18 protein-coding genes are annotated in these 23483 nt (G+C 76.3%); 7 read left to right on the plus strand and 11 right to left on the minus strand.

The features are described from left to right. Positions 1 to 2 precede the first annotated feature (2 nt). The 4 genes from dnaJ (at position 3) to ACEQ2X_RS06295 (ending at position 8786) form a co-directional block, all read left to right on the plus strand. Positions 3 to 1190: a molecular chaperone DnaJ gene (gene dnaJ, locus ACEQ2X_RS06280; protein WP_370324938.1), complete on the plus strand. Its 1188-nt coding sequence runs from the start codon at positions 3 to 5 to the stop codon at positions 1188 to 1190. Further along, entirely contained in the window at positions 1190 to 1594 is a 405-nt protein-coding gene (locus tag ACEQ2X_RS06285) for a heat shock protein transcriptional repressor HspR (RefSeq protein ID WP_370324939.1), read from the plus strand. Before dnaJ ends, ACEQ2X_RS06285 begins: the two co-directional genes overlap by 1 nt. 72 nt (positions 1595 to 1666) lie before the next feature. After that, positions 1667 to 3850: an NAD(P)-binding protein gene (locus ACEQ2X_RS06290; RefSeq protein ID WP_370324940.1), complete on the plus strand. Its 2184-nt coding sequence runs from the start codon at positions 1667 to 1669 to the stop codon at positions 3848 to 3850. Next, entirely contained in the window at positions 3843 to 8786 is a 4944-nt protein-coding gene (locus ACEQ2X_RS06295) for a diguanylate cyclase domain-containing protein (protein WP_370324941.1), read from the plus strand. The genes ACEQ2X_RS06290 and ACEQ2X_RS06295 overlap by 8 nt, the downstream gene beginning before the upstream one ends. Positions 8787 to 8811: 25 nt before the next feature. Here the strand turns inward: ACEQ2X_RS06295 and ACEQ2X_RS06300 are convergent, their stop codons facing one another. From ACEQ2X_RS06300 to ACEQ2X_RS06350, 11 genes are all read right to left on the minus strand, one after another. Then, positions 8812 to 9558, minus strand: coding sequence for a Type 1 glutamine amidotransferase-like domain-containing protein (locus tag ACEQ2X_RS06300; protein ID WP_370324942.1), 747 nt, complete (start codon positions 9556 to 9558; stop codon positions 8812 to 8814). After that, positions 9555 to 10742, minus strand: coding sequence for a YbhN family protein (locus ACEQ2X_RS06305; RefSeq protein ID WP_370324943.1), 1188 nt, complete (start codon positions 10740 to 10742; stop codon positions 9555 to 9557). Before ACEQ2X_RS06305 ends, ACEQ2X_RS06300 begins: the two co-directional genes overlap by 4 nt. A gap of 77 nt (positions 10743 to 10819) precedes the next feature. Continuing rightward, positions 10820 to 11497: a response regulator gene (locus tag ACEQ2X_RS06310; RefSeq protein ID WP_370324944.1), complete on the minus strand. Its 678-nt coding sequence runs from the start codon at positions 11495 to 11497 to the stop codon at positions 10820 to 10822. Further along, positions 11494 to 12834, minus strand: a complete 1341-nt coding sequence (locus tag ACEQ2X_RS06315) for a sensor histidine kinase (protein WP_370324945.1) — start codon at positions 12832 to 12834, stop codon at positions 11494 to 11496. The genes ACEQ2X_RS06310 and ACEQ2X_RS06315 overlap by 4 nt, the downstream gene beginning before the upstream one ends. Positions 12835 to 12920: 86 nt before the next feature. Continuing rightward, a complete protein-coding gene (locus tag ACEQ2X_RS06320; protein ID WP_370324946.1) occupies positions 12921 to 14003 on the minus strand; it encodes a M23 family metallopeptidase in 1083 nt (360 codons plus the stop codon). Then, positions 14000 to 15910 carry a hypothetical protein gene (locus tag ACEQ2X_RS06325; RefSeq protein WP_370324947.1) on the minus strand — a complete coding sequence of 637 codons (1911 nt, stop codon included), beginning with the start codon at positions 15908 to 15910 and terminating at the stop codon, positions 14000 to 14002. Before ACEQ2X_RS06325 ends, ACEQ2X_RS06320 begins: the two co-directional genes overlap by 4 nt. Beyond that, entirely contained in the window at positions 15907 to 18297 is a 2391-nt protein-coding gene (locus ACEQ2X_RS06330; RefSeq protein WP_370324948.1) for an ATP-binding protein, read from the minus strand. Before ACEQ2X_RS06330 ends, ACEQ2X_RS06325 begins: the two co-directional genes overlap by 4 nt. 70 nt (positions 18298 to 18367) lie before the next feature. Then, a complete protein-coding gene (locus ACEQ2X_RS06335; RefSeq protein WP_370324949.1) occupies positions 18368 to 18733 on the minus strand; it encodes a TcpE family conjugal transfer membrane protein in 366 nt (121 codons plus the stop codon). Further along, complete coding sequence (locus ACEQ2X_RS06340) at positions 18730 to 18978, minus strand: hypothetical protein (protein WP_370324950.1); 249 nt, start codon at positions 18976 to 18978, stop codon at positions 18730 to 18732. The genes ACEQ2X_RS06335 and ACEQ2X_RS06340 overlap by 4 nt, the downstream gene beginning before the upstream one ends. A gap of 1 nt (position 18979) precedes the next feature. After that, positions 18980 to 19858 (minus strand): hypothetical protein, encoded by an 879-nt coding sequence (locus ACEQ2X_RS06345; protein ID WP_370324951.1) that lies wholly within the window; start codon positions 19856 to 19858, stop codon positions 18980 to 18982. A gap of 2 nt (positions 19859 to 19860) precedes the next feature. Continuing rightward, positions 19861 to 20604 (minus strand): hypothetical protein, encoded by a 744-nt coding sequence (locus ACEQ2X_RS06350; protein ID WP_370324952.1) that lies wholly within the window; start codon positions 20602 to 20604, stop codon positions 19861 to 19863. A 127-nt stretch (positions 20605 to 20731) separates the two neighbouring features. Here ACEQ2X_RS06350 and ACEQ2X_RS06355 point away from each other — a divergent pair, with 127 nt between their 5' ends. The 3 genes from ACEQ2X_RS06355 to ACEQ2X_RS06365 all read left to right on the plus strand — a co-directional run. Further along, complete coding sequence (locus tag ACEQ2X_RS06355; protein ID WP_370324953.1) at positions 20732 to 21595, plus strand: SDR family oxidoreductase; 864 nt, start codon at positions 20732 to 20734, stop codon at positions 21593 to 21595. 8 nt (positions 21596 to 21603) lie between these two features. Beyond that, the gene (locus ACEQ2X_RS06360) at positions 21604 to 22605 is read left to right on the plus strand and encodes a glycoside hydrolase family 6 protein (protein WP_370324954.1); all 1002 of its coding nucleotides are present in this window, start codon (positions 21604 to 21606) and stop codon (positions 22603 to 22605) included. Between the two features lie 260 nt (positions 22606 to 22865). Beyond that, a partial coding sequence (locus tag ACEQ2X_RS06365; protein WP_370324955.1) for an alanyl-tRNA editing protein occupies positions 22866 to 23483 on the plus strand: 618 nt, incomplete at its 3' end.

Below are 23483 nucleotides of genomic sequence, written 5' to 3' on the forward strand. Positions count from 1 at the left end.
CGTTGTCACAAGCCGACTGGCTCGAGAAGGACTTCTACGCCGCCCTCGGCGTGCCCGCCGACGCCTCGGCCGACGACATCCGCAAGGCCTACCGGACCCTGGCGCGGGAGAACCACCCGGACGCCAACCCGGACGACCCGCGGGCCGAGGAGCGGTTCAAGGCGATCAGCGAGGCCTACGGGATCCTCAGCGACCCCGCCAAGCGCAAGGAGTACGACCAGATCCGCCAGCTGGCCGCCAGCGGCGGGCTGGGCGGCTTCCGCGGCTTCGGGCAGGGCCGTGCCCCCGGTGGGGCCGGCCAGGCGTTCGACCTGAACGACCTGCTCGGCAACCTGTTCGGCGAGCAGGGTGCCGGACAGGGCTTCGGGCAGACCTTCGGCGGCCAGGGGGCGGCCGGCGCGCGGCGGCGGGCGGGTGGGGCCCGGCGCGGTGACGACCTCAACGCGGAGGTCACCCTGTCCTTCGAGGACGCCCTCGCGGGGGTGACCGTGACCCTCCGCCTCACCGGCAGCGCGGTGTGCAGCACCTGCCGCGGCGTCGGCGCGCGGCCCGGCACGATGCCCGAGCGGTGCCCGCGGTGCAGCGGGGCGGGCGTGATCAACGAGAACCAGGGGATGTTCAGCTTCTCCCAGCCCTGCCCCCAGTGCGCCGGCCGCGGTGAGGTCATCACCGACCCGTGCCCCACCTGCGCGGGCAGCGGGGTCGAGGAGCGCCCCCGGACGATCAAGGCACGGCTGCCCTCCGGGGTCGCCGACGGCCAGACGGTCCGGCTGAAGGGCAAGGGCAGCCCGGGCCAGGGCGGCGGCAAGCCCGGCGACCTCTTCGTCAAGGTCCACGTCGACGAGCACCCGGTCCTGCGCCGGCGCGGCGACGACCTGGCGATGACCGTCCCCGTCACCTTCGCCGAGGCTGCGCTCGGGGCGAACATCACGGTGCCGACCGTCGAGGGCTCGGTGACGCTCAAGGTCCCCGCCGGCACCGAGTCGGGCCGCACCCTGCGGGTCCGGGGACGCGGTGCGCCCCGCTCGGGCGGGAAGGGGCACGGCGACCTGCTCGTCACCGTCCAGGTCGCGGTGCCCGCGAAGCTGACCAAGACCCAGCAGAAGCTGGTCGAGGACTTCGCCGCCATGGACGACTCGAACCCGCGGGCCCACCTCGAGGGCCTGCTCGCCGGTGGGGGTGCGCGGTGATGCGGGAGCGCGCCGTCTACATCATCTCGGTGGCGGCCGAGCTCGCCGGCGTGCACCCCCAGACCCTCCGCACCTACGAGCGGCGGGGGCTGATCAAGCCGGCGCGCACCTCCGGCGGCACCCGCCGGTACTCGCCGAAGGACGTCGAGCGGGTCCAGCTCATCCAGGAGCTCACCCAGGGCGACGGGATCAACCTGGCCGGCGTCCTGCGCATCCTCGACCTGCAGGACCGCCTGGACGAGATGTCCGAGCGCCTCGACCGGGCCCGTGACGAGGTCGAGCAGGTGAAGGCCGAGGCGCGGGAGGCGCTCCGCGAGGTCAAGGCGGCGAGTCGCCACGAGATCGTGCTGTACCGGACGCCGGAGATCGAGCGGCACCGCTCCGGCCGCGGTCGGCGGCGCTGACACCCGCCGCCACCGATGACGGACTGCACGGGGTAACCTGCCGATCGCACTGCGACCGGAGGCACGGAGCGGATGACCACCGAGCGTCAGCGGATCGCGATCCTCGGCGGCGGTCCCGCCGGGTTGTCGGCCGCCTTCCACCTGACCGACCCGACCCTGTTCCCCGACGCGGCGGAGCGGTTCGAGATCACCGTCCACCAGATGGGCTGGCGCCTCGGCGGGAAGGGCGCGACCGGCCGCCGGGGGACGCCCGTGCCCCGTCCGGGCGGCGGTTGGGACCTCGAGGGCGACGCCCGCATCGAGGAGCACGGCATCCACCTGTTCGGGAACATGTACGTCAACTCCACCCGGATGCTGCAGCGGGCCTGCGAGGAGGTGGAGTGGCCGCCGGACGCGCCGGTCACCACGATCGAGGAGTCGCTCCTGCCGAGCGACTACATCCAGCTGGTGGACTGGTGGAGCCGCGGGTGGCACCTGTCACCGGCGTGGCTGCCGGCGAACCCCGAGCACCCGTGGGACCCCGGGGAGGTCTACGCCGACCCGGCCACGATCGTCCGTGAGCTGCTGGTCACCATGGAGGAGATCCTCACCGGCCGGCACGAGCCGCCCGCCGCCGCGCAGGCGGGCGTGCACGCCGAGGCGCACACCGCGCGGCGGAGCTGGCGGGAGCGGCTGGCGGAGGCGGGGCTGGTCCAGGCCGTCGAGCACCTGCGGGCGCGCCACGGCCACGACCCGCTGGCGGACGTCGACGGGCTGGTCGACGCGATCGCCGCGCTGCTCGAGGCGGCGGCCGGCCACGTCGCGCCCGACGACGACGGGTACGCCCACATCAGGTCGGTGTTCACCCAGCTCGAGTTCTACGGGCGCCTGCTGATCGGCGCGCTGGCGGACGGCGTCCTCGTCGACGGGATCGACGTCGTCGACGACGAGGACTACCGCCACTGGTTCACCCGGCACGGCATGACCGCGATGACGCTCGACTCGAACGTCGTGCAGCTCCCCGTCCTGGTGTGCTTCGCCTTCGCCGACGGCGACACGTCCGCCCCGCCGACCATGTCCGCGTCGGCCTACCTCGCCTTCATCCTCCGACAGGTCACCGCCCGCGGCCACGCGTCGTACTACTTCGCGACCTCGACCGGTGAGACCGTCATCGCACCCGTGTACCGGACCCTCCTCCAGCGCGGCGTCCGGTTCGCGTTCTTCCACGAGGTCACCGGGCTCGAGGTCGCCGACGGCCGGCTGGTCGGCGTGGACATCGACGTCCAGGCGGAGACCGTCGAGGGGGACTACGACCCCCTCGTGGGGGTCCAGGGCGGTCAGCTGACCTGGCCCGACCGGCCGATCTACGACCAGCTCGTGCAGGGGGAGGAGCTGGCCGCCCGCGACGTCGACCTCGAGTCGTGGTGGGCCGACTGGACGGCACCGGCCCGGACCAGGCTCGTCGTCGGCGAGGACGTCGACGTGGTGATCAGCGCCCTGCCGCTCCCCGTCCTCCCCCTCGTCGCGCCGGACGTGGAGGCGTTCGCCAGCTGGGACGCCGCCCTGCCCGCGGTCGCGACCCTCGCCGCGCAGCTGTGGCTGGACGAGCCGCCGTCGGCGCTCGGGTGGCCGGAGCTGGACGGCACCCAGCGGGTGATCGCCACCGGCGGGGTCGCTCCCATGGGTGTGGCCGACTTCACCCAGTCCCTCCCCTGGGAGGCCTGGGGACCCGACGGACCCGCCGGGCTGCTGTACCTCTGCGGCACCTTCGCCCGGCACGGCACCTGGCCGCCGTTCGACGACCACGCGTTCCCCGGCCAGGCGGACGCCGCGGTGCGCGGGATCCTCCTCCAGTGGCTGCGGAGCGCCGTCGCGGTGCTGCCGGACGCCGGCGGCATCCCCACCCAGGGCGGCGCGTTCGACCTGGCCCACCTGTGGTGCCCGCCCGAGGCCGGGGAACCGGTCGGCGAGCAACGCCTGGACGCCCAGTACTGGCGCGCCAACATCGACCCGAACGAGCGCTACCACCAGGCTCCGCCCGGATCGGCGGCGGTGCGCCCGCAGGCGTGGGAGTCGGGCATCGGCGGCCTCGCGCTCGCCGGCGACTGGATCTTCACCGGCTGGAACGTCCCGAGCTTCGAGGCGGCCGTGATGTCGGGCGCCCTCGCCAGCCTGGCCGTCGCCGGGAAGCCCGCGCTCGACGACATCCCCGGCTACGGGTTCCTGCGCCGCCTGCCCACCCCTCCGCCGCCGCTGCTGCCCCCACCCGATGCGTGATCCGCTCGACGCCTTCGAGCTGACCCCCGTCGCCGACGACGGCGTCGACGTGGTCCTCCGCGGCACGCGTCGCGACGACGGCGCACCCGTCGTGGTCCGGACCCACGCCGAGGTGCCGCCCACCCCGGCGCACCGGGACCGGCTCCGCCGCCAGCACCTCGCCCACGGCGCCGTCGACCACCCGGGGGTCGCCCGGGTCCGGGCACTCATCGACGAGCCGCAGCGGGTCGCCGTCGTCCTGACCGACCCCGGCGGCGTGCTGCTCGATCCCGGGGGGGACGGGGTCGCAGAGCGCGCGGTGGCGTTGGCGGACGGCGTCGCCGCGGCGTTGCAGGCCCTGCACGCCGCCGGCCGCTGGCACCTGGACCTGCACCCGACCGACGTCCTGATCACCGGCGCCGGTCCGGTGCTCATCTCGACGGGGGCCGCCGCGCCCGCCGAGGGTCCCCTCCCCGACCCGGTCGGGGCGCACCACCCCGGCCGGGCGCCGGAGCGGTCGGGGTGGCTGCGCCTCGACGTCGACAGCCGGACCGACCAGTACGGCCTCGGGGCCCTCGTGTACGCGTGCCTGACCGGCCGGGCGCCCCACGCCGACCACGCCGGGCCGGAACTCGAGGGCTCCCAGGTCGCCCGACGGCCACCGACCGCACGGGAGGTCAACCCAGCGGCAGACCCCACGCTGTCCGACGTGGTCGACCGCATGATCGCCGTCGACCCGGCCCGGCGGTACCAGGGGTGGACCGCGCTGCGTCGCGCCCTCGCGGCCTGCGGCGGGGGCGGGGCAGCCGACGGGCCGGTGGCCGCCGACCCGCGGGTCCCCACCCGGTTCGACCTGTCGGGCCGCCTGGTCGGTCGCGACGACGAGGTCTCCGCGCTGCTGCAGGCGTGGCGGCAGGCGCGCGCGACGGGCACCCCGCGGCTGGTGGTCGTGCGCGGCGAGTCGGGCGTCGGCAAGTCCGCCCTGGTGGCCGAGGCCGTGCGGGCGCTGTCGGCCGCCGGGGTCGTGTCGGGCGTCGCCGCCTTCGACCTGCTCGAGGTCGGCGCGACGCCGTTCACCGCCGTCGCCCAGGCCGTCGCCGAGGTCGTCGACCACGTCCTCGGCGAGCCCGACGAGGTCCTCGAGGGCGTGCGGTCGGCCGTGCTCGGCCACCTGCGGGACGACCACGCCCTGGCCGCGACGCTCATGCCCCGGCTCGTGGACCTGACCGGACCGGCCCCGGCAGACGGGTCGGAGGACGGTGAGCACCGCGGCGCCAGCTTCGGGAGCCAGCGCCGCCGCGCCGTCCGCGCCGTGGTCGCGACGCTGCGGGCGTTCCTCGACGCCGGGCTCGACCTCGCCGTGGTCCTCGACGACCTCCCGCGCGCCGACGCGGGGACCCTCCAGCTGATCGGCCAGCTGCTCACCGCGCCCGAGCTCGGGCCGCTCCTGCTGATCGCCACCGCCCGCGACGTCGAGGATGCAGCCGTGCGGGCACGCCTCGACGAGGCGCTCGCCCGGTGGGAGGCCACCGACGCGGTCACGCAGGTGCCGCTGGCACCCATCTCGGCGGACGCCGTCGCCGAGCTGGTCGCCAAGGCGACCGGTACCGACGTCGACGTGGCCCGGCCGCTGGCGGACGCCGTCGTCGACCGGTCCGGCGGCAACCCGCTGCTGACCCGCGTCTACCTCGACGAGCTGCACCAACGCGGGACGGTCACCTACGACGAGCAGCGGGATCGGTGGCGCTGGGACCTCGAGGAGGTGGATCGGCACCTGCTGGCGGCGTCGGCACCGGACCTCATCGCCGAGCGGGTCGAGCGTGCCGGGCCGGGGGTCGCCGAGCTGCTCGAGACCGCCGCCCACGCGGGAGGGAGCCTGGACCTGCCCCTGCTCGCCGACGTGCTCGGCATCGACGAGGCGGTGGTCGCGGCGCTGGTCGAGGCCGCGGTCGACTCCGGGTTGGTGCGTCGGGAGCCGCGGGACCACACCCACCACTTCGCCCACGACCGGATCCGCGAGGTCGTCCTCGCGCGGGTGCCCGAGGTCGACCGGGCCGCCATGCACCTGCGGATCGGCCGCCAGCTGCGCGCCCGCATCGACGATCCGGCGCGCGTCCGGGCGACGACGCTGTTCGGCGCGGTGGGCCAGCTGCGGCGGGCCGTCGACCTGATCGACGACCGCGAGGAGATCCTCGACCTGCGCGACCTCTGCGAGGTCGCCGCCGCGCGCGCCCACCGCGCCGGCGGGTACGACACCGCCCTCGAGCTGCAGCAGACCGCGATCGCGCTCCACGACGCCCACGGGCCCGAGCCGGCGGGCGACCAGCTGCTCAGGCTGGCCGCGCACAACGCCCTCCTGGCCGGTGAGCCCGAGCTCGTCCAGCACCTCTGCGACCGTGCGCTCGCCGTCACCTCCGACCCGTCCGCCCGTGCCCGGGTCCACGTGCTGCTGCTCCACCTGTGGTGGCAGCAGAACCTGCCGCGGGAGATGCTGAAGGCGCTGCGCCGCACCCTCGAGGAGCTCGGCCAGCCGATCCCCGAGCGCACCTCGCTCACCGACGTGGTCACCGAGCTCGCGGCCACCGCGCGCGCCCTCCGCGGACGGCGGGCGGAGGACCTCCTCGCCCTGCCCCCGAGCGAGGACCCCACCCTGAACACGGTGATGCGGGTGGCACTCGCCGCGTCGAACGCCGCCTACGTCCACGAGCCGCTCACGCTGGCGGTCCTCGCGATGCGGGGGACCAGGCAGACCCTCGAGCGCGGCGTGGCCGCGGATTCCGGATACGCGGTGGCCGTGTACGGCATGGTGCTGGCGGGGGTGCTCGGGCGCCTCCGGTCCGGGTACGACTTCGGTCGCGTCGGCGTCGAGCTGTCCCGCGATCCGCGCTCGGCCGCGCTCGGCGGCACCACGTTCGTCCACCAGGGGATGGTCGCGCACTGGGTCCGCCCGCTCGCGGAGACCCTGGAGCCGCTCGAGGCGTCGTTCCGCCGCGGGCTGGCCGCAGGGGACATCGGCTACCCGGTGGCCGGGCTGTTCTGGCACGACCTCCACGCCCTGCTGGTCGGCCGCCCGCTCGACACGGTGATCGCGGACCTCGACGAGCACATCGCCCTGACCGCCGAGCTGCAGCTCGGCGCGAACCTCGAACGGCTCGTCGTCGTCCGCCAGGTCGCCGAGGAGCTCGTCGACGCGCCCGGGGACGTGCTGGTCGACGGCGCGTCGTTCTCCTCCACCCGGTGGCTGGAGGACCACCCGCGACCCACCGACCTGCGCCTGTGGATCCACGCGCTGCGCGGCTTCGTCGCGCTCCGCCACGGCCGCCTCGACGACGCGCTCGCGGCCGTCGAGGGCGGGCACGGCCTGTCCCGCACCGCTCCCGGGCAGGCGGTCGTCGCCCTGCAGGCCCTCAACGAGGGGGTGGTGTGGGCCGCCACGTCGCGGGGCGCAGCGCGCGCCGAGCGGGCACGTCGGCTGGCCCGCGCGACGGCGGCGCTGGCCCGACTGCGCCGCTGGCGCGCGCACGCGCCGGCCAACCACGCCCACCGGGTGGCCTGGGTCACCGCGGAGATCGCGGCGGCGACCGGACGGCGGCCGCAGGCGATGGCCGGGTTCGAGCGGGCGGCCGCGCTCGCCGCCCAGCACGGCTGGCTGTCGGATCTCGGTGTGATCTGCGATCGCGCCGCGTCGTTCCACGCAGCGGCCGGGCAGGACCAGCTGGCTCGGCACTACGCGCAGCGGGCCCTGGCCGCCCACCGGTCGTGGCGAGCCGACGCCCTCGTCGCCGCGGTGGAGGCCCGGTGGCCCGACGTGGTGGCGGCGGACCGCGCGATCGCGAGCGGGGGCCGGGGCGAGGCCGGCCTCGCCGACGGCGGCGTGACCCGGGGGGCCGGCCAGACCGCCGGGGCGCTGCTGGGTCGGCTCATCGAGGTGCTGGTCGAGCGCTCCGGCGCCACCCGCGGCTTCCTGGTCCTCCCCGCCGACGGCGGCCTCGCGGTGGCGGCTGCCGCCCACGTGGACGGGGCGGACGTGGTCGTCGAGCCCGACCCGGCCGGCGACCTGGACGCCCACCGGGGGCTCAGCACCGCGACGGTCCGCTACGTCGCCCGGACCCGACGGCCGGTGCAGATCGACGACGTCGCCGCGGACCGGGCACCCCGGCTCGACCCGGGCCTCGCCGCGAGCGGCGCGCGGTCGCTGCTGTGCCTGCCGCTGACCACCCCGACGGGGCTCACCGGCGTGCTCCACCTGGTCAACGAGCTCACCACCCACGCCTTCGACGCCGAGCGGCTCGAGGCCCTGCGCGTCCTGAGCGTCCAGGCGGCGATCGCCGTGGAGAACCACCGGCTGACGACCGACACCGAACGGCTCAGCCGGGACCTGCAGGACGTCCGGGAGGCCGCCAACCGCCTGGCCGAGCAGGCCCTGACCGATCCCCTCACCGGGCTGCCGAACCGCCACCTGCTCGAGGCGCGCCTGGGGGAGGCGCTGGCTGCCGCAGCGGACGGGACGTCCGCCCCCGCCGTGCTGTTCTGCGACCTCGACGGGTTCAAGGCCGTGAACGACACGCTCGGGCACCAGGCGGGCGACGCGGTCCTCATCGACCTCGCACGGCGGATGGCCGCCGTGGTCGGACCCGACGACGTGGTCGCGCGCGTGGGCGGCGACGAGTTCGTCGTGCTGGTGGCGGCCGATCCCGGTCCCGAGGAGCTGACCGCGCTGGCCGAGGCCATCGAGGAGGCGTGCACCCACACCGTCCCGTCGGCGGATGGCGGGATCGGTGTCGGCGTCTCGGTCGGCGCCGCCCGGCCCCACACCGGCGAGACCACCGCGGCCCTGCTCGCACGGGCCGACGCGGCGATGTACGCCGCGAAGGTCGCGGGCGGCGGCCGGGTGGTGGTCGACGACGAACGCCGTGTGCGGGCCCGCCGCGCCGAGGACCCGCCGCCGGGGGCGTGACGGGTGGCCGGGGCGCCCGACCCGGTCAGGCCGCTCGGACGGGGGTGAGGGGTCCGGCGAGCGCCGGCGGGCCCAGAAGGGCCGGCGTGGCCGAGCCGGAGGGGTGCTGGTGCCACCCGTCGGCGTCGATCGTGGTGGCGGCGCCGGCGCCCAGGACCAGGTGCTCGCCGCCGTGGCTGACCACGCCGGTCCCCTCGTCGATGCCGAGGACGGCGAGGCCGTCGTAGCTGCGCTGCCGCCGGACGGCGACGCGCCGCATGACCGAGGAGCGGGCGACGAGCCGGTCGAAGTGGGGGACCACGACGTACCCCTCGAGCGGTCCGAGGCCGGGGGTCAGCCCGAACGGGGACGGCGGGACCAGCCGGAGCCGCCACGCCATCATCGCCATCGCCCCGGCGGAGGAGCCGGACAGCGCGGCGCCGGCGCGCCACCGCTCCACGATCGCGTCCCACACCGGCGACGCGCCCAGCCGGCGGACCAGGGCGGCGGGGACCCCGCCGGTCAGCACGACCACGTCGGCGGCGGCGACCGCGTCGACGGCGGCGGTGACGTCCTCCGGCGCGACCGCGGTGGCGCGGGCGCCGAGAGATGCCCACCAGGTCCGGGCCAGGGCGATCGTGGCCGGGCGGGTGCCGGGCAGCGACGCGGCCGGCACGACGACCACGCGGGGGCGGGCGACGCCGGTCCGCTCGAGCAGCCAGCGGTCGACGGGGCGGCAGGGCTCGCGGTGCTCACCGCCGCCGAGCAGCGCCAGGGGCCCCGGGGCGGTCACGCCGCCACCAGCTCTCGGTCGTCCGCGGGCAGGCCAGCGGCCACGTCAGCGGGTACCAGGCCGTCGGGCACCCCGTCCGCCTCCGGCGGCACGGTCGGCGCGGGCACCGGCTCGACCCGGCGGCGGACGAGCACCGCGATCGCGGGCACCACCCCCGCGGCGACGGGCAGCCAGAACGATGCGAGCCGGTAGATCAGGACGCCGGCGATCGCGACGCCCGCCGGCACCCCGAGCGCGGTGAACGCCGCCGCGACGGTGGCCTCGAAGACGCCGATCCACCCGGGGGTCAGCTCGGGTGCGGTGTTGACCACGTTGATCGTGGCGTAGCCGATGGCGAGGGCGGGCAGCCCGAGCGGGTGGCCGAGGGCCGCGAAGACGAGCGCGAGCGCGGCGGCGTCCACCGACCAGGCCGCCAGCGACCACGCCGCGCACCTCCACAGCGACCGGCGCGCCGGCGTCCGGGCGCTGGCGCCGGCGAGTCCCCCGACCGCCTGCACCGCGGCGTCCCGCACGCGGCCCGGCAGCCGCCGGGCGAGGCGTGCCAGCCGATCGCGGACGGCCGGGCTGCGCGTCCCCAGCAGGGCGATCAGCGCAGCGACCCCCAGCGGGATGGTCGCGGCCAGCAGGCCGATGGCGGCGTCCGGCAGGCCTCCCGACGCCGCGGCCACCGCGATGCCGCCGACCAGCAGGACCGACAGCGTGAGGGTGGTGACGGCCCAGGACAGGACCATCGCGGCCGCGGCGACCCCGGGGGAGCTGCCGTGGCGGACCAGCTCGGTGCCGCTGAGCACCCCGCCGGCGTAGCCGCCGCCGGGGACCACCCGGCTCGTGGTGAAGGCGGCCATCGAGGTCCGCTGCGCGGCCAGGTGGCCGATCCGGCCGCCGGCGGCTGCAGCGGCGGTCCGCAGGACCTGGGCCAGCGCGACGCACCAGGCGATCTGGAGGGTCACGAGCCCGACGACGGCGAGTGGTGGCAGACCGGTCAGCAGCTGCCAGGCGCGGACGAGCTCGTCGCGGCCCAGGCCGCCGGTCCTGACCGCGAGCGCCGCGAGCGCGCCCGCGCCGGCCAGCTTGGCGGTGCGCCGCAGCCAGCGGGGTGGTCGGCGCGTCCGCCTCGACGGGGGGACGGGCGAGGGGTGGCGCGCGGGGGAGGGGCGGACCGGGTTCGCGGTTGGTGCGTGCATGGGTCGAGCGTCCACCGCCCCGGCTGTGGTCGGCGTCCCCCGCCGGAGGGGTCCTCGGACCCCCTACGGCCGTAGGGTCAGCGGCCCGGCTCGACCAGGCCGGACTCGTAGGCGAACACGATCGCCTGCGCCCGGTCGCGGAGGTCGAGCTTCATCAGGATGCGGCTGACGTGGGTCTTCACCGTCTGCTCGGCCAGGACGAGCTCGCCGGCGATCTCGCCGTTGGACATGCCGTGGGCGACCAGGACCAGCACCTCGGACTCGCGGTCGGTCAGCTCGGCGACCCTGGCCGGGGTCGCCGCCCGACGGCCCCCGGCGGCGGCGAAGTCGGCGATCAGACGGCGGGTGATGGCCGGCGCGATCACCGCGTCGCCGCGGGCGACCACCCGGACGGCGTCGGCCAGCTCGACCGCTGAGGCGTCCTTCAGGAGGAACCCGCTGGCCCCGGCCTTGAGCGCGTCGTAGACGTACTCGTCGAGGTCGAACGTGGTCAGCACCACGACGCGCGGGTGCCCGCCCGGAGGGGGGTCGCCGGACAGGATGGCGCGGGTGGCCGCCAGCCCGTCGAGGCCGGGCATGCGCACGTCCATGAGGATGACGTGCGGGGCGAGGGACGCGGCCCGCTCGATGGCCTGGCGGCCGTCGGCGGCCTCGCCGACCACCTCGATGTCGGCCTGGCCGGACAGGAACGCGGCGAAGCCGGTGCGGACCATGCCCTGGTCGTCGACGATGAGCACGCGGATGGGGTCCGTCACGCCGGGACCAGGGGGAGCCGGGCCTGGACGAGGAACCCGCCGTCGGCGGCCGGGCCGGCGTGCAGGTCGCCGCCCAGGGCGGCGGCGCGCTCGCGCATGCCGACCACCCCGTGGGGCGTGCTGCCGACCTCGACCGGCGGTCCGCCCTCGCCGGGGCCGTTGTGGACCTCGAGGGACAGCACCGGCGGGTCGATCCGGTGGGCGATGGTGATGGCGACGGCCGACCCGGGGGCGTGGCGCATGACGTTCGACAGCGCCTCCTGGAGGATCCGGTAGGCCGACACGTCCACGCCGGTCGCCAGGCGGGTGGGGGTCCCGAGCACCTCGACGGTGACCGCCAGGCCGGCTGCGCGGGCGGTGGTCAGCAGGCCGTCCAGGTCGTCGAGGCCCGGGGTGGGTGACAGAGCCGCCCCGGTGGAGGGATCGCGGAGGACCCCCAGGATCCGCCGCATCTCCGCCAGGCTGTCGAGGGCCGTGGCCCGGATCTGGGCGAGGTCGCCGCGCAGCGCATCGGGGTCGTGGCCGTGGGTCAGCGGGGCGGCCTCCGCCTGGATCGCGATCGCGGACATGTGGTGGGCGACGACGTCGTGGAGCTCCCGGGCGATGCGGGTCCGCTCCTCGAGCACCGCCCGGGCGGCGCGCTGCTCGGCCGACCGCGCCTCCTCCGCGAGGAGCGCACCCTGGGCCTGCCGGCGGCCGCGCACGGTCGCGCCGTAGGTCGCCGCCGCCGCGACGGTGAGGACGCTCCAGACCCAGACCACGTCGGGGTGGTCGACGGACGCGGTGCTGCCCAGGATCGCCAGGGCGACCGCCGCGCAGGCCACCGTCCCGTAGGCGATGTCCTGCCGGGTCCGGGACACCGCCGCGTACACGGTCAGGGGAACCCCGATGGCGCTCGCCGCCAGCATCGGCAGGTCGTCGAGCAGCGGTGCGACCAGGCCCGCGGCGAGGACCCCGCCCGCGAGCCCCGCGCGGAACGCCCACAGGGGCGCCCGACGGACCAGCGCGACGGGTGCGGCGGCCAGGACGGCGGCCAGGAAGATCACCGGCCCGCCGACGTCGGGTCCCGGCGGATCGTTGCGGGAGTTCAGCTCGACGGTGGAGATCAGGAGCAGCAGCAACGCCACCGCGACCGGGGTCGCCTCGACGGCCCCGTGGACGAGCCGGCCGACCCGACCCTCCCGCCTGCGCGTCGGCGGAGGCGGCCCGGCCACGGCGATCACCGCGGCATCGGCCACCTGACCGGCGACCACCCGCGCCGCGCGTGCGACGCGCGCGCCCGCCGCGCGCAGCAGGTCGGGCGCGCGCCGTCGGTCCTGGGCGGTCTCGTCGGGCACTGCCCGGAGGGTAGGCCCGGCGGGGGTGACCGGGCGTCGGTCCGCGGAGTGATCCTCCGACCCCCTACGCCCGTAGGGGGTCGGGGTCACCGCGGGTCGAGGTGGCCGGGGCAGGCCGCCGACAGCAGGGCGTAGGGGTTGACGTCGTCGGCGCGACGCCCGTCGGGTCGCCACTGGATGTGCAGGTGAGGAGGGGTGGTGGCGGCGTTGCCGGTGCGACCGACGGTGCCGATGACCTGGCCCCGGACCACGTGGTCGCCGACGGCGAGGCCGGGCGCGAAGGACCGCAGGTGCGCGTAGTACCAGTGGTGCCCACCCCTCCCCTCCAGCCAGATGACGTTGCCGCCCAGGCCTGCGCCGGTGCGGACGGCGGCGATCGTGCCGTCCTCGACGGCGAGGAGCGGCGTGCCCTCGGGGGCGAACAGGTCCTGGCCGAGGTGGACCCGGCCCCCCGATCGGGGGAAGTGCCAGGAGTCGATGAAGTGGACGGGGGGCACGACCGGGCAGGCGAGCGGCCCGTGGTCGCCGCGCACGGTCGCGGGGGCGGCCTCCGCCGCGTAGCGGTCGGCCCAGGTGAGCACCGCCGTGACGTAGGCGTCGGACCGGTTGTACGCCCGCACGGCCCGACGCCGGCCCGCGTCGCTGCCGAGGTCGTCTGCGGCTGCGGCGCACAGGTACGCCGCCGCGGCGGCTGCCGCGTCGAACAGGTCGTGCGGGTCGACACGACCGTCGGCGTTCCCGTCGCGTCCCCACCTCGCCCACGTCTGGGGGATGAACTGCAGCGGGCCGACGGCCCGGTCCCAGCGCGCGTCGGTGTCGAGTCGGCCGCCGTCGGAGTCCGCGATCGGCCGGGTGCCGGGGAGGGACCCGTCCAGCACCGGGCCGAGGATGGGCGGACGGACCAGGCCGCGCGCGTCGGGTGCCGAGCCGCCGTGGCGGCCGTGGTCGGTCTCGACCTTGGCGATCCCCGCGAGGAGCGACCACGGGACGGCGCAGCGGCCGTCCGCCGTCGAGGCGGCCACGTACGCCTGCACGGCCACCTCCGGGATGTCCTCGTGGGCGGGGACGGCGGTCGGTGCGCTGCTCCTGCCCGGGGACAGCACCACGACGACCCCCAGGACGAGGGCGAGCGGCACCGCCACGACCGTCCCGACCAGGGCGCGGGTCACGGGGACGCCGACCCGGTCGGCGGGGGTGGGGCCGCCGACGCGGACGGGGTCGCCGACGCGGACGGGGTCGCCGACCGGGCGAGAGCGCGCATGCGCGCGGCCCGGCCCGCGGATCCGATCCCCTGCACGGCCGACCCGGCCGCCTGGACCGCCGCGCCGCCGACGACCTTGGCCGCTCGCGCCCCCGCGTGCAGGTCCGCGGCCACCATCGCGGCGCCCCATGCCGCGCGGCCGGCGACCTGGGCGGGTCCGCGCCCGACCGGTCCGACATCCACGCCGGGGCCGGCGGCGCGCGATGCGACGTCGTGGGCGCCGCGGCGCATGGCCGCGAAGATCCGTCCCCGCAGGATCACGAGCGACCACGCGACGACGACGGCCGCCAGCATCCGGACGGCCAGCCCCGTGCGGGGGAGGTCGCCGCCGGCCGGGTCGGAGGCGACGTCGCCGGCCAGCACCGCGGACACGCTGGTGGCGAGCAGCGCGACGAAGAACCCCGAGCCGATGAACAGGACCGCGACCTTCGCGAGGCTGTGGAACCACCGGGCCAGCACCGCCCGGCCGGCCCCCGGCGAGATGCCGGCCACCAGGGCGAAGGGCATCGCCATCACCAGCAGCGCCCCGGCGACCTGGGCGACCAGGAGGGTGCCGGCGGTCAGGGCGATCGCGGCCACGAACGCCACGGCGACGACCGCGTACAACCAGCTGCCGGCCAGGCGGTCGATAGGGACGCCCTCGTTGAAGTCGGCCATCTCGTCGCAGCCGGCGGCCCGCATCAGGTCGCGGGGCGCGTCGTCGTCCGCCCAGCTGCCCGCCGCGACCAGCGCGTCGGCGACCTGGCGGCAGCCACCGGTCGGGACGGTCCCCCACTGCAGCGCGAGGTAGGGCTCGTGGACGAAGCGCTCGACGAGCACGGCGTCGAACACGTGGGGTGTCTCGACCGCACCGGCCTGGCAGCCGTCGCCGGACACCTCGGGCAGCGCGACGTCGGTCTGTGCGAGGGCGACGGCGCCGGCGGTGAGGTCCGCCATGGCGGACAGCCCCGCGCACACCGTCTCCTCGGCTCGCGTCAGCGCCGCGTACCCGACCGCCGCGACGAGGAGGGCGACGAGCACCTCGGCGGTGGCCGCCTGGGCGCGGTGGCGGAAGATCTGCCAGCCGGCGTGGGCGACCGCGATCAGCAGGAGGAGGCGGCGGATGCCGTGCGCGAACAGCCCGTCGCTGTAGCGCTGGGTCAGCGACTCGACGCTCGGGGCCAGCCAGCGGCCCACGTCGAAGCGCAGGACCACGTCGAGGATCCAGCCACCGCCGGCGATGGCCCACTTGCCGATCGCGAAGCCGATGCGGTTGAGGGTGTGCACCGGCGCGAGGTGGTCGAAGAGGTTGACGGAGGTGCCGAGGTCGTAGTGCCCCCACGGGGCGCCGGACTCCCGCGGGCCGACGAGGCCGCTCAGGACATCGACGCCGCCGCGCACGGGGACGTCGCCACGCTCGGCGCGGTCCGCGATCTCGGCGGTGATCTCGGCGACGGGCCGATCGGGTTCCTGCGTCGGGATCGGAGGCGGGAGCGGCGCCCCGGTCGGATCCGCGTCGGTGGGACCGGGGTCGGTCGGGGGGTCGGGCGCGGTGCTGGCCTCGGGATCGCTGGCCTCATGATCGCTGGCCTGGGGATCGCTGGCCTGGGGGTCGGCCGCGGACTCGGGATCGGCGTCCGGTGGCGCGACGAGGGGGGTCACGGATGCCGGGGGCATCTCCCCGGAGGGTGTGGGCGAGGGGCTGGCGCTCGCCGTGGGCGAGGGCGCCGCCGGGTCCTGTACCGAGGCCGTGTCCTGGGCCGAGGCCGTGCCGATGGAGAGCACGCCGACGAGCAGGACCGCGACGGACAGGCGGGCGCCCCGCGTCGCCGTCACGCCGCCGCCTCGGGGGTCGTGTCGAGCGCGGCCCGGACGTCGCTGGACGCGGCCGGCAGCACCTGCACCACGCCGATGCGGTCGGCGACGTCGCGGAACAGGCACTGGCCCGTCTGCAGCTCGGCGCTCAGCAGGCCGACCAGGTCGTCGGTCGCGTCGAGCCCCATGAAGCGGAGCGCGGCCGGGGCGGCCCCGCGGCTCTGGCGGAACAGCGCGCGCATGCCGAGCAGGTGGCTGAGGGCGTCGTCGCCGAGGTCGTCGGGGTGCTGGCTCAGCAGCCACACGGCGGCGTTGTGCTTCCGACCGTCGCGGATGGAGTCGAGCAGCAGCTGGCGGCCCTGCGGGCTCGCGGTGAGCGCCCACGCCTCGTCGACCAGCGTCGCCCCGAACGTCCGCGGGTCCGCGAAGGTCAGGGCCCGGGCCACGGCCGCCACCAGGTACAGCAGCGCCTGGGCGAAGAGCTGCTCGGGCAACACTTGGCGCGCCAGGTGCTCGTGGACGACCGCGTCGCGGTCCGGGAGGGACAGGCCAGCGGCGTGGAAGCAGATGTAGTCCGCGTCGAGGCGCAGGGGTGGCCGGTCGCCGAAGACGAGCTGGGCGAGCGGCTGGTCGGCGTGGACCGCCAGCTTGCGCCGCAACCCGACGGCCTCGGGATCAGCCGTCGACTCGAGCGCCGCGAGGACGTCGACGAGCCGCCCGCCGCCAGCCGCCACGCGGCGGACGGCGGCCGCCAGCACCGCCCCGTCGACATCCGAGGGGGTCGTGCGGGTCAGGAGCGTCAGGAAGCCGAGCGCGACGCGGATGCCGTCCTCCCCGGCGAACACCCGGAGCGGGTCCAGGCCGACGTCGCCCGGCTCGTCCAGATCGACCACGCAGGTGTCGGCCCCGGCGTCGGCGGCCATCGCACCGGCGAGGCGGACGTACTCGCCGCTCGCGGTGCGGTCCAGCGTGACCACCCGGCCGCCTCGCGCCACGGTGCCCAGCGCCAGCCGCTTGACGAAGTAGGACTTGCCGCTCCCCAGCGCGCCGAAGACCCCGAGAGACCCGGAGCGGTTCGTGGCCGGCCCGTGTGCGGGGTCGATCAGGACGGCCCGCGCCTGCCCGCTGTGGGCGTCGACCCCGATCGGGATGCCGCGCGGGTCGCCGACCGCGCTGCCCGCGACCGGGGCGCCGGCAGCCAGGTCGCGGGGCAGGAGGTGCTGGGTGTAGTCGTCGCACACCGGGGGCGCGGCGGCGCCGGGCAGCGCGGCCGTGTGCAGGGCGACCTGCCCGCCGGTCGGGCGGTGGACGGCGTACCCCCACGGCTGGAGCAGGTCACCGAGCTGGGCGGCGCGCGCATCGACCTCAGCGGGGGTCCGGCCGGTGACGCTGAAGGCGATCGTGACCTGCAGCTCCGGGTCCCCGGGGTTGGCCGCCAGGGCGGCCTGCTCGTCGTCGACCCCGTCGAGCGCCGCCGCGAGGCTCCGGGGCGGTCCGGCCGGCTCGCCCTCGTACTCGGCGTACTGGGCGGTCAGCTGGCGCTGCTGGCGACGGGCGCGGAGCTGCGCCTCGGCGTTGCCGACGGCGTGGATGCGCGCCACCCAGTCCACGCCGAACGGGGCGAGGTCCGCCACCGTGAACCACTCGCCGCCGCCCGGGTGCTGGAAGGCCGACGGCATCTCGGAGACGACAGCGGTGGCCTGGTACCCGGTGCCGCGCTCGGTGTCGATCCGCAGGTAGCGCCGGTGTCGCGGCCGGTCGGGGTCGTCACCCCGACCGCCCTCCCACAGGACCGCGTCGTCAGGTGGGGTCCCCACGGGTGTGGTGTGCCCTGCGGGCGGCGGAGGATCGGCGATGCCGCGGAGGACGGCGCGCCGGTACAGCCACGCGATCTCAGGGGGTGCGACCGGGGTCACGTGGAGGACGCGCTCGAGGCGCTGGCCGAGGTCTCGTGTGGCCTGGACGGCGACACGGCCGTCCGCGCGCGCAGGACGGGGTCCCCCGGCCCCGAAGCGCCGGGCCACCGACTCGACCGCCGCGGCGAGCACGGTGCCCGCGCGGGGCGGCACGATCCGGGCCGCCACGTACAGGCGGCGCTCCACGCAGCCGTACCCCACCAGCGCGGCCAGGTCGGCAGACGCGGCGCGCCGCCACCGCTCGGCGGCGCGGGCCGGCACCCCGGCGGACACGCGTCGGGCCAGCTCCTCTGCCGGGACGGGCACGCAGGTGCTGATCAGCTGCGCGTCGGCGGGTAGGGCGACCAACGCCTCGCGGACGCGGGCGTGCAGGGCGAGCTTGTCGTCGGTCGACGCGAAGGGGTACGTCGGCAGTCCCACGCGCCAGACGGCCCACACCGAGCCGTCCCAGGCCCACACGCGGTTGGCCTCCAGGCGTCGGGCGGGGGTCACCGCCCCCTCCCCTCGCTGGCGCGAGGGGAGCGCCCCCCGGCCTGTCCCCTGACCGCTCGCACGCTCACGGTCACAGCTGGCGGAGGGTGAAGGTCAACGGGCGCTCGGCCCCGACGCGTCGGCCCGCCCGCAGCCCTCGGCGTGGCCGCGTCGCGTACGCGAGCAGGCCCATGGCGTAGCGGAGGGGGGACCGGCCCTCGACGCGGGCGTGGCGCACGGCCCAGGCGGCCAGGACCGGCAGGACCATCGCGACGACCAGGTCGAGCGGCCCGGGGAGGACCGCCCACCACCGCCGGGTCAGGATCTCTGCGGTGGCGAGGCCCACCAGGACAAGGACCTGCACCGGGGTCAGCGGGGTAGGCAGCGCGTAGCCGCCGACCTTGCCGATCACGAGCGGGAAGCGTCGGGCGTGGGTGTAGGTCCGGCACTCGATCACGGCGCACCGCCCGCGGCACCGGTCTGGATCCAGGTGTCCGCGTCGACGTCGACGCGCTGCTCGAGCACGTCGATGTTGGCGGTGGCCCACACGACGACGCCGGCCATGACGACCGCCGTCACGGTGGGCACCAGGGCCTTGGTCCGCCACCACACGGCGGCCACGTAGATCGCGGCGGCCGCGGCGATGGCGGCGGTGATGACGCTCGAGACGTCGGCGATCATCCGGGTGAGGAAGTCGGTCATGTCAACGCTCTCCTGTCGGGGGTGTCGTGTCTGTCGGGGGTGTCGGAGGTGCCGGGGCCCGCAGGGGGAGCGCCGGCAGGAGCTGGGCGACCTGCCACCGTGCGTCGGCGCGCCGGAGCAGCAGGGGGTAGTGCATGAGCGCGACCGCGCCGTCGTCCCGCACCACGAGGACCTCGGCGAGCACCGCCACGTGCCGGTCGTCCACCGCGCCGCTGGCGATGCGCCGCAGCTCGACGTCGGCGACGGCCGGCGGTCCGGCGGGCACGTCGGCGACGGCGGCCACGTAGCGGTCCACGTCCCCCGCGGTCCCGAGCCACGCGGCGAGGAACCCCGCCGTCGTCACCGCGACCTCGTCGTCGGAGGGGGGGCGCAGCGGGGAGACGGCCGGCGGGGTCGCGAGCCGGGACCCCGGACCTGGCCCGACGAGGGCGGGGAGGGTCTCGACCACCAGGTCACCATCGACCTCGGCGACGGTCACCTGCCAGCGCTCGACCCCCCGGTCGCGTGCGACGCCGACGACCACGCCCCACCGCCCCCGGCCGGCCGGTCGCGCCGCGACGGCGCTGATCTGCCCCAGCGGCGCCGCGGCAGCGCGGGCGGCCGCGATCTGCTGGGCGGTCGTGAGGCCCTCGAGCACCTCGGCGGGGGTCGGCGCCGCCACGGCAGGCCGCCATGCGGGCTCACCGGCGGGGGCGCGCAGGTGGACGGCCACCGCCAGCTCGGCGACGCCCTCGACGCCGACCGGCACGCCGTCGTCGGCCACCGCCGACCCGGGGGCGGTCGCGGAGCTGATCAGCGCCACCGCTCCCAGCACGGGACCGAGGGCGACGACGGTCCAGAGGACCCCGGCGGCGAGGCGGACGCGCGGTGACGGTCCCACCCTCACCCCTCCCCACCGGTCGATGGCAGGTGCAGCACCTCGCCGGGGTGGATCAGGTCGGGGTCACCGGAGGCGACGTCGTTGGCGGCGATCAGCCGCACCCAGTACGCGTGGACGTCACGGTCCGACGGCGGCTCGGCGGACGCGCCGGCCACGACGGCGCGGGCGATGACCCACAGGTTCTCGCCCGCGGCGACGACGTGCGAGGTCGGTCCCGAGGAGTCAGGTGCCGGGTCCTCGGGTGCGGGCCCCTCGTCGGTGGCGGTCTGCGCCTCCGCGGGGGTCACCGGCGCGACCGGGACGGGCGTGGTCCCGGGGAGCGGGACCGGCTGCACGGGCGGCAGGACGACCGCCGGCCCCGGGGCGGGATCCTCGTGCGGATCGGCGTCCTGGGCGGCAGCGGGCTGGCTGGGGGCGGCGACCGCGGCAGCGGGACCGCTCGCGAGGGCGAGCACCAAGGAGGTCCCGACCGCGCGGACCACGACGCGCTGGACCCACGCCGGCGCCAACCGCCGACCCCGCGGACCGCGTCCGCGCGCGGTGACCACGACGTCGTGGAGGGTGCCGACCAGCAGCCACCACGACGCGGCCCACGCCCCGAGGTGCACCACCGCGACCAGGACCTCACCCAGGTCGGCACCGACCAGCGGGTCCGCGCCGAGGTCGTCGCGCACGGCCGCTGCGGCGCGGCTGGTGAACACCACCGCGAGCACCTCGGCGGCCAGGACCGTCAACAGTCGTCGCATGCCGGCGACGCTAGACCTCTACAACATCGCTCTTCAAGTGCAGACCTGTGGAGAACCACGTAAAACCATGATGCGGTGGGCGTGTAGCCTGCCGGTGATCACCACCCCGCCCCCAGGAGGAGCACCAATGGCCGGAGTCGAGGGACGCGTCGTCGTCATCACGGGAGCAGGTGGGGGGCTCGGTCGCCAGCACGCCCTGCTGCTGGCCCAGCGAGGGGCGAAGGTCGTCGTGAACGACCTCGGCGGCGCCCGCGACGGCTCCGGCGCGGGCAGCGCCATGGCCGACGAGGTGGTCGACGAGATCACCGCCGCCGGAGGCGAGGCCGCGGCCAGCTACGACAACGTCGCCACGGAGGAGGGGGGCGCCGCAGTCGTCCAGACCGCACTCGACGCGTTCGGCTCGGTCGACGCGGTCGTCAACAACGCCGGGATCCTGCGCGACGGCACCTTCCACAAGATGACCGCGGACAACTGGGACGCGGTGCTCAAGGTCCACCTGTACGGCACCTACAACGTGACCCGCGCCGCCTGGCCCCACTTCCGCGAGCAGGGGCGCGGCCGCGTCGTGATGACCACCTCCACGTCAGGTCTGTACGGCAACTTCGGCCAGGCCAACTACGGGGCGGCGAAGCTCGGCATGGTCGGGCTGATGAACACCCTCGCCATGGAGGGGGCCAAGTACGACATCAAGGTCAACGCCGTCGCGCCCATCGCGGCGACGCGCATGACCGAGGACCTGTTCGACGAGGCCACGCTCGAGAAGTACGACCCGGCCTACGTCTCCCCGCTCGTGGTGCACCTCTGCGGCGACGAGCTGTCCGACACCGGGTGGACGGTGCTCGCCGGCGGGGGGCTGTACGCCCGCGTCGCGTTCAGCCAGGCCGAGGGTGTGACCTTCGACGCCGTGCCCAGCCCCGAGGCGCTCGGTGAGCGCTGGGGTGAGATCACCGACATGGCGGGCGCCCCCCTCGGCCAGCCGTTCGGCGGCTGAGGAGGACCGTGCCCCGGCTGGCGGCCCGGCTCCTGGTCGCGGTCGTCGCCGTCATGGCGCTGGCGTCACCCGCGGTCGCGCTGCCCTGGCCGGGCCACTACGTGCGGGGCGGCGAGGTCGCGCCCCCACCCGGTCCGGCCCTCCTCGTGGCCGCCGGGGGCGTGCAGCCCGCGCCGACCCAGGCCCGGGCCTGGGTGGCGGGCAACCCGGACGACCCCCGACGACCCGTCATCGCGCAGGCGATCGCGGACGTCCCGACGGCCATGTGGCTGAACGGGGCGGCGGACGACGCCGCGCGCCTCGGCGACCTGATCGCGGCGGGTGAGGGGGAGGGACGGCTCCCGGTCGCCGTCATGTACCACATCCCGGGACGCGACTGCGGTCGCTACAGCGCGGGCGGGGCGGGCGGGAGCGACGCGTACCGCAAGTGGGTCGACGGCCTGGTCGCGGCGATCGGCGACTCACCCGTGCTCGTGGTCGTCGAGCCGGACGCCCTCGCCCAGCTCGACTGCGTCCCCGAGGACCTCCGCGAGGATCGGCTGGCGCTGCTCCGCCACGCGGTGTCAGCGCTGTCCGCCGCACCGGTGGCGTGGGCCTACCTCGACGCGGGGCACTCCGACTGGCACCCGCCGTCGGTGATGGCCGATCGCCTCCTCGCAGCCGGCGTCGCCGACGCCCACGGGTTCACGACCAACGTGTCCAACCACCAGACGACCGCCGACGAGCGCGCCTACGCCGCGGGGGTGGACGCCCACCTGGTCGAGGCCCTCGGCACGTCGCGCGCCCACGCGATCGACACGGGCAGGAACGGGAACGGCTCGGACGGCGAGTGGTGCAACGCGGCGGGGCGGGCGATCGGCGCCGGCCCGCAGGTCGCCCCGGAGCACCCCGACGAGCTCTGGCTGTGGATCAAGCCGCCCGGCGAGTCCGACGGCGACTGCGGGATCGGTCGGGGCACGACAGCCGGCCAGTTCGTCCCCGACATCGCGGTGGAGCTGGCCGCGGGCTGACGGGATGGATTCGACACCTCCACGCCGCCGGCGGGGATGGATTCGACATCCAGGCCCGCCCCCTCACCCCCTCGGGTCAGGTTGATGATCGTCGCGGGCCAGCTCCCGCCCCGCGGTGGCGCGCCATCGCTGACCGGCCTGCCCCCACGATGGTGTCGAATCCATCCACGGGACCCCGGCGACGGTGTCGAATCCATCGCCCGGACCGCCCTCCCCCGACCCCTCCACGGCGACGGGCACCGGGACTAGAGTCCCCGGGCATGGCAGACCCCACCGAGGAGCTGTACGCGACCGACGCCTACCTGCGGGCCTTCGAGGGGCGGGTGGTCGAGGTCGACGCGGACGCCCACCGCGTCGCGCTGGACCGCACGGCGTTCTACCCCGGCGGCGGGGGCCAGCCGGCCGACCGGGGCGAGCTGGTCTGGGACGGTGGCCGGGCGTCAGTCGCGAAGGTCGGCCGTGACGGCGGGGTGGTCTGGCACCAGCTCGACGCGGACGACCCCCTCCCGGACCCGGGCACGGAGCTCGAGGGCACCCTCGACTGGGACCGCCGCCACCAGCTGATGCGCACCCACACCGCGCTGCACGTGCTGTGCGGGGTGATCTGGGCGGACTACGGCGTCGCGGTGACCGGCGGGAACATGGAACCGCTCAGCGGGCGGCTCGACTTCGAGCTCGATGCGATGTCCGCCGAGCTCGGCCGCCACGTCGAGCAGCGGATCAACGACGAGATCGCCCGCGCCCGCGAGATCGCGGTCGAGTTCGTCGGCCGGTCCGCCGCCGACGCCGACCCCGCGCTGATCCGCACCAAGGCGAACCTGATCCCCGCGTTGATCGACCCGCTGCGGGTGATCGACATCCGCGGCCTCGACCGCCAG

Origin of the sequence: Euzebya sp., from assembly GCF_964222135.1 — a bacterium.
In the GTDB taxonomy this organism is placed as follows: Bacteria; Actinomycetota; Nitriliruptoria; order Euzebyales; family Euzebyaceae; genus Euzebya.

Coding starts and splice junctions, on each gene's coding strand:
- ACEQ2X_RS06305 (WP_370324943.1), bottom strand. CDS start 10,742: ATGCACGCACCAACCGCGAACCCGGTCCGCCCCTCCCCCGCGCGCCAC.
- ACEQ2X_RS06285 (WP_370324939.1), top strand. CDS start 1,190: ATGCGGGAGCGCGCCGTCTACATCATCTCGGTGGCGGCCGAGCTCGCC.
- ACEQ2X_RS06350 (WP_370324952.1), bottom strand. CDS start 20,604: ATGCGACGACTGTTGACGGTCCTGGCCGCCGAGGTGCTCGCGGTGGTG.
- ACEQ2X_RS06290 (WP_370324940.1), top strand. CDS start 1,667: ATGACCACCGAGCGTCAGCGGATCGCGATCCTCGGCGGCGGTCCCGCC.
- ACEQ2X_RS06355 (WP_370324953.1), top strand. CDS start 20,732: ATGGCCGGAGTCGAGGGACGCGTCGTCGTCATCACGGGAGCAGGTGGG.
- ACEQ2X_RS06340 (WP_370324950.1), bottom strand. CDS start 18,978: ATGACCGACTTCCTCACCCGGATGATCGCCGACGTCTCGAGCGTCATC.
- ACEQ2X_RS06295 (WP_370324941.1), top strand. CDS start 3,843: ATGCGTGATCCGCTCGACGCCTTCGAGCTGACCCCCGTCGCCGACGAC.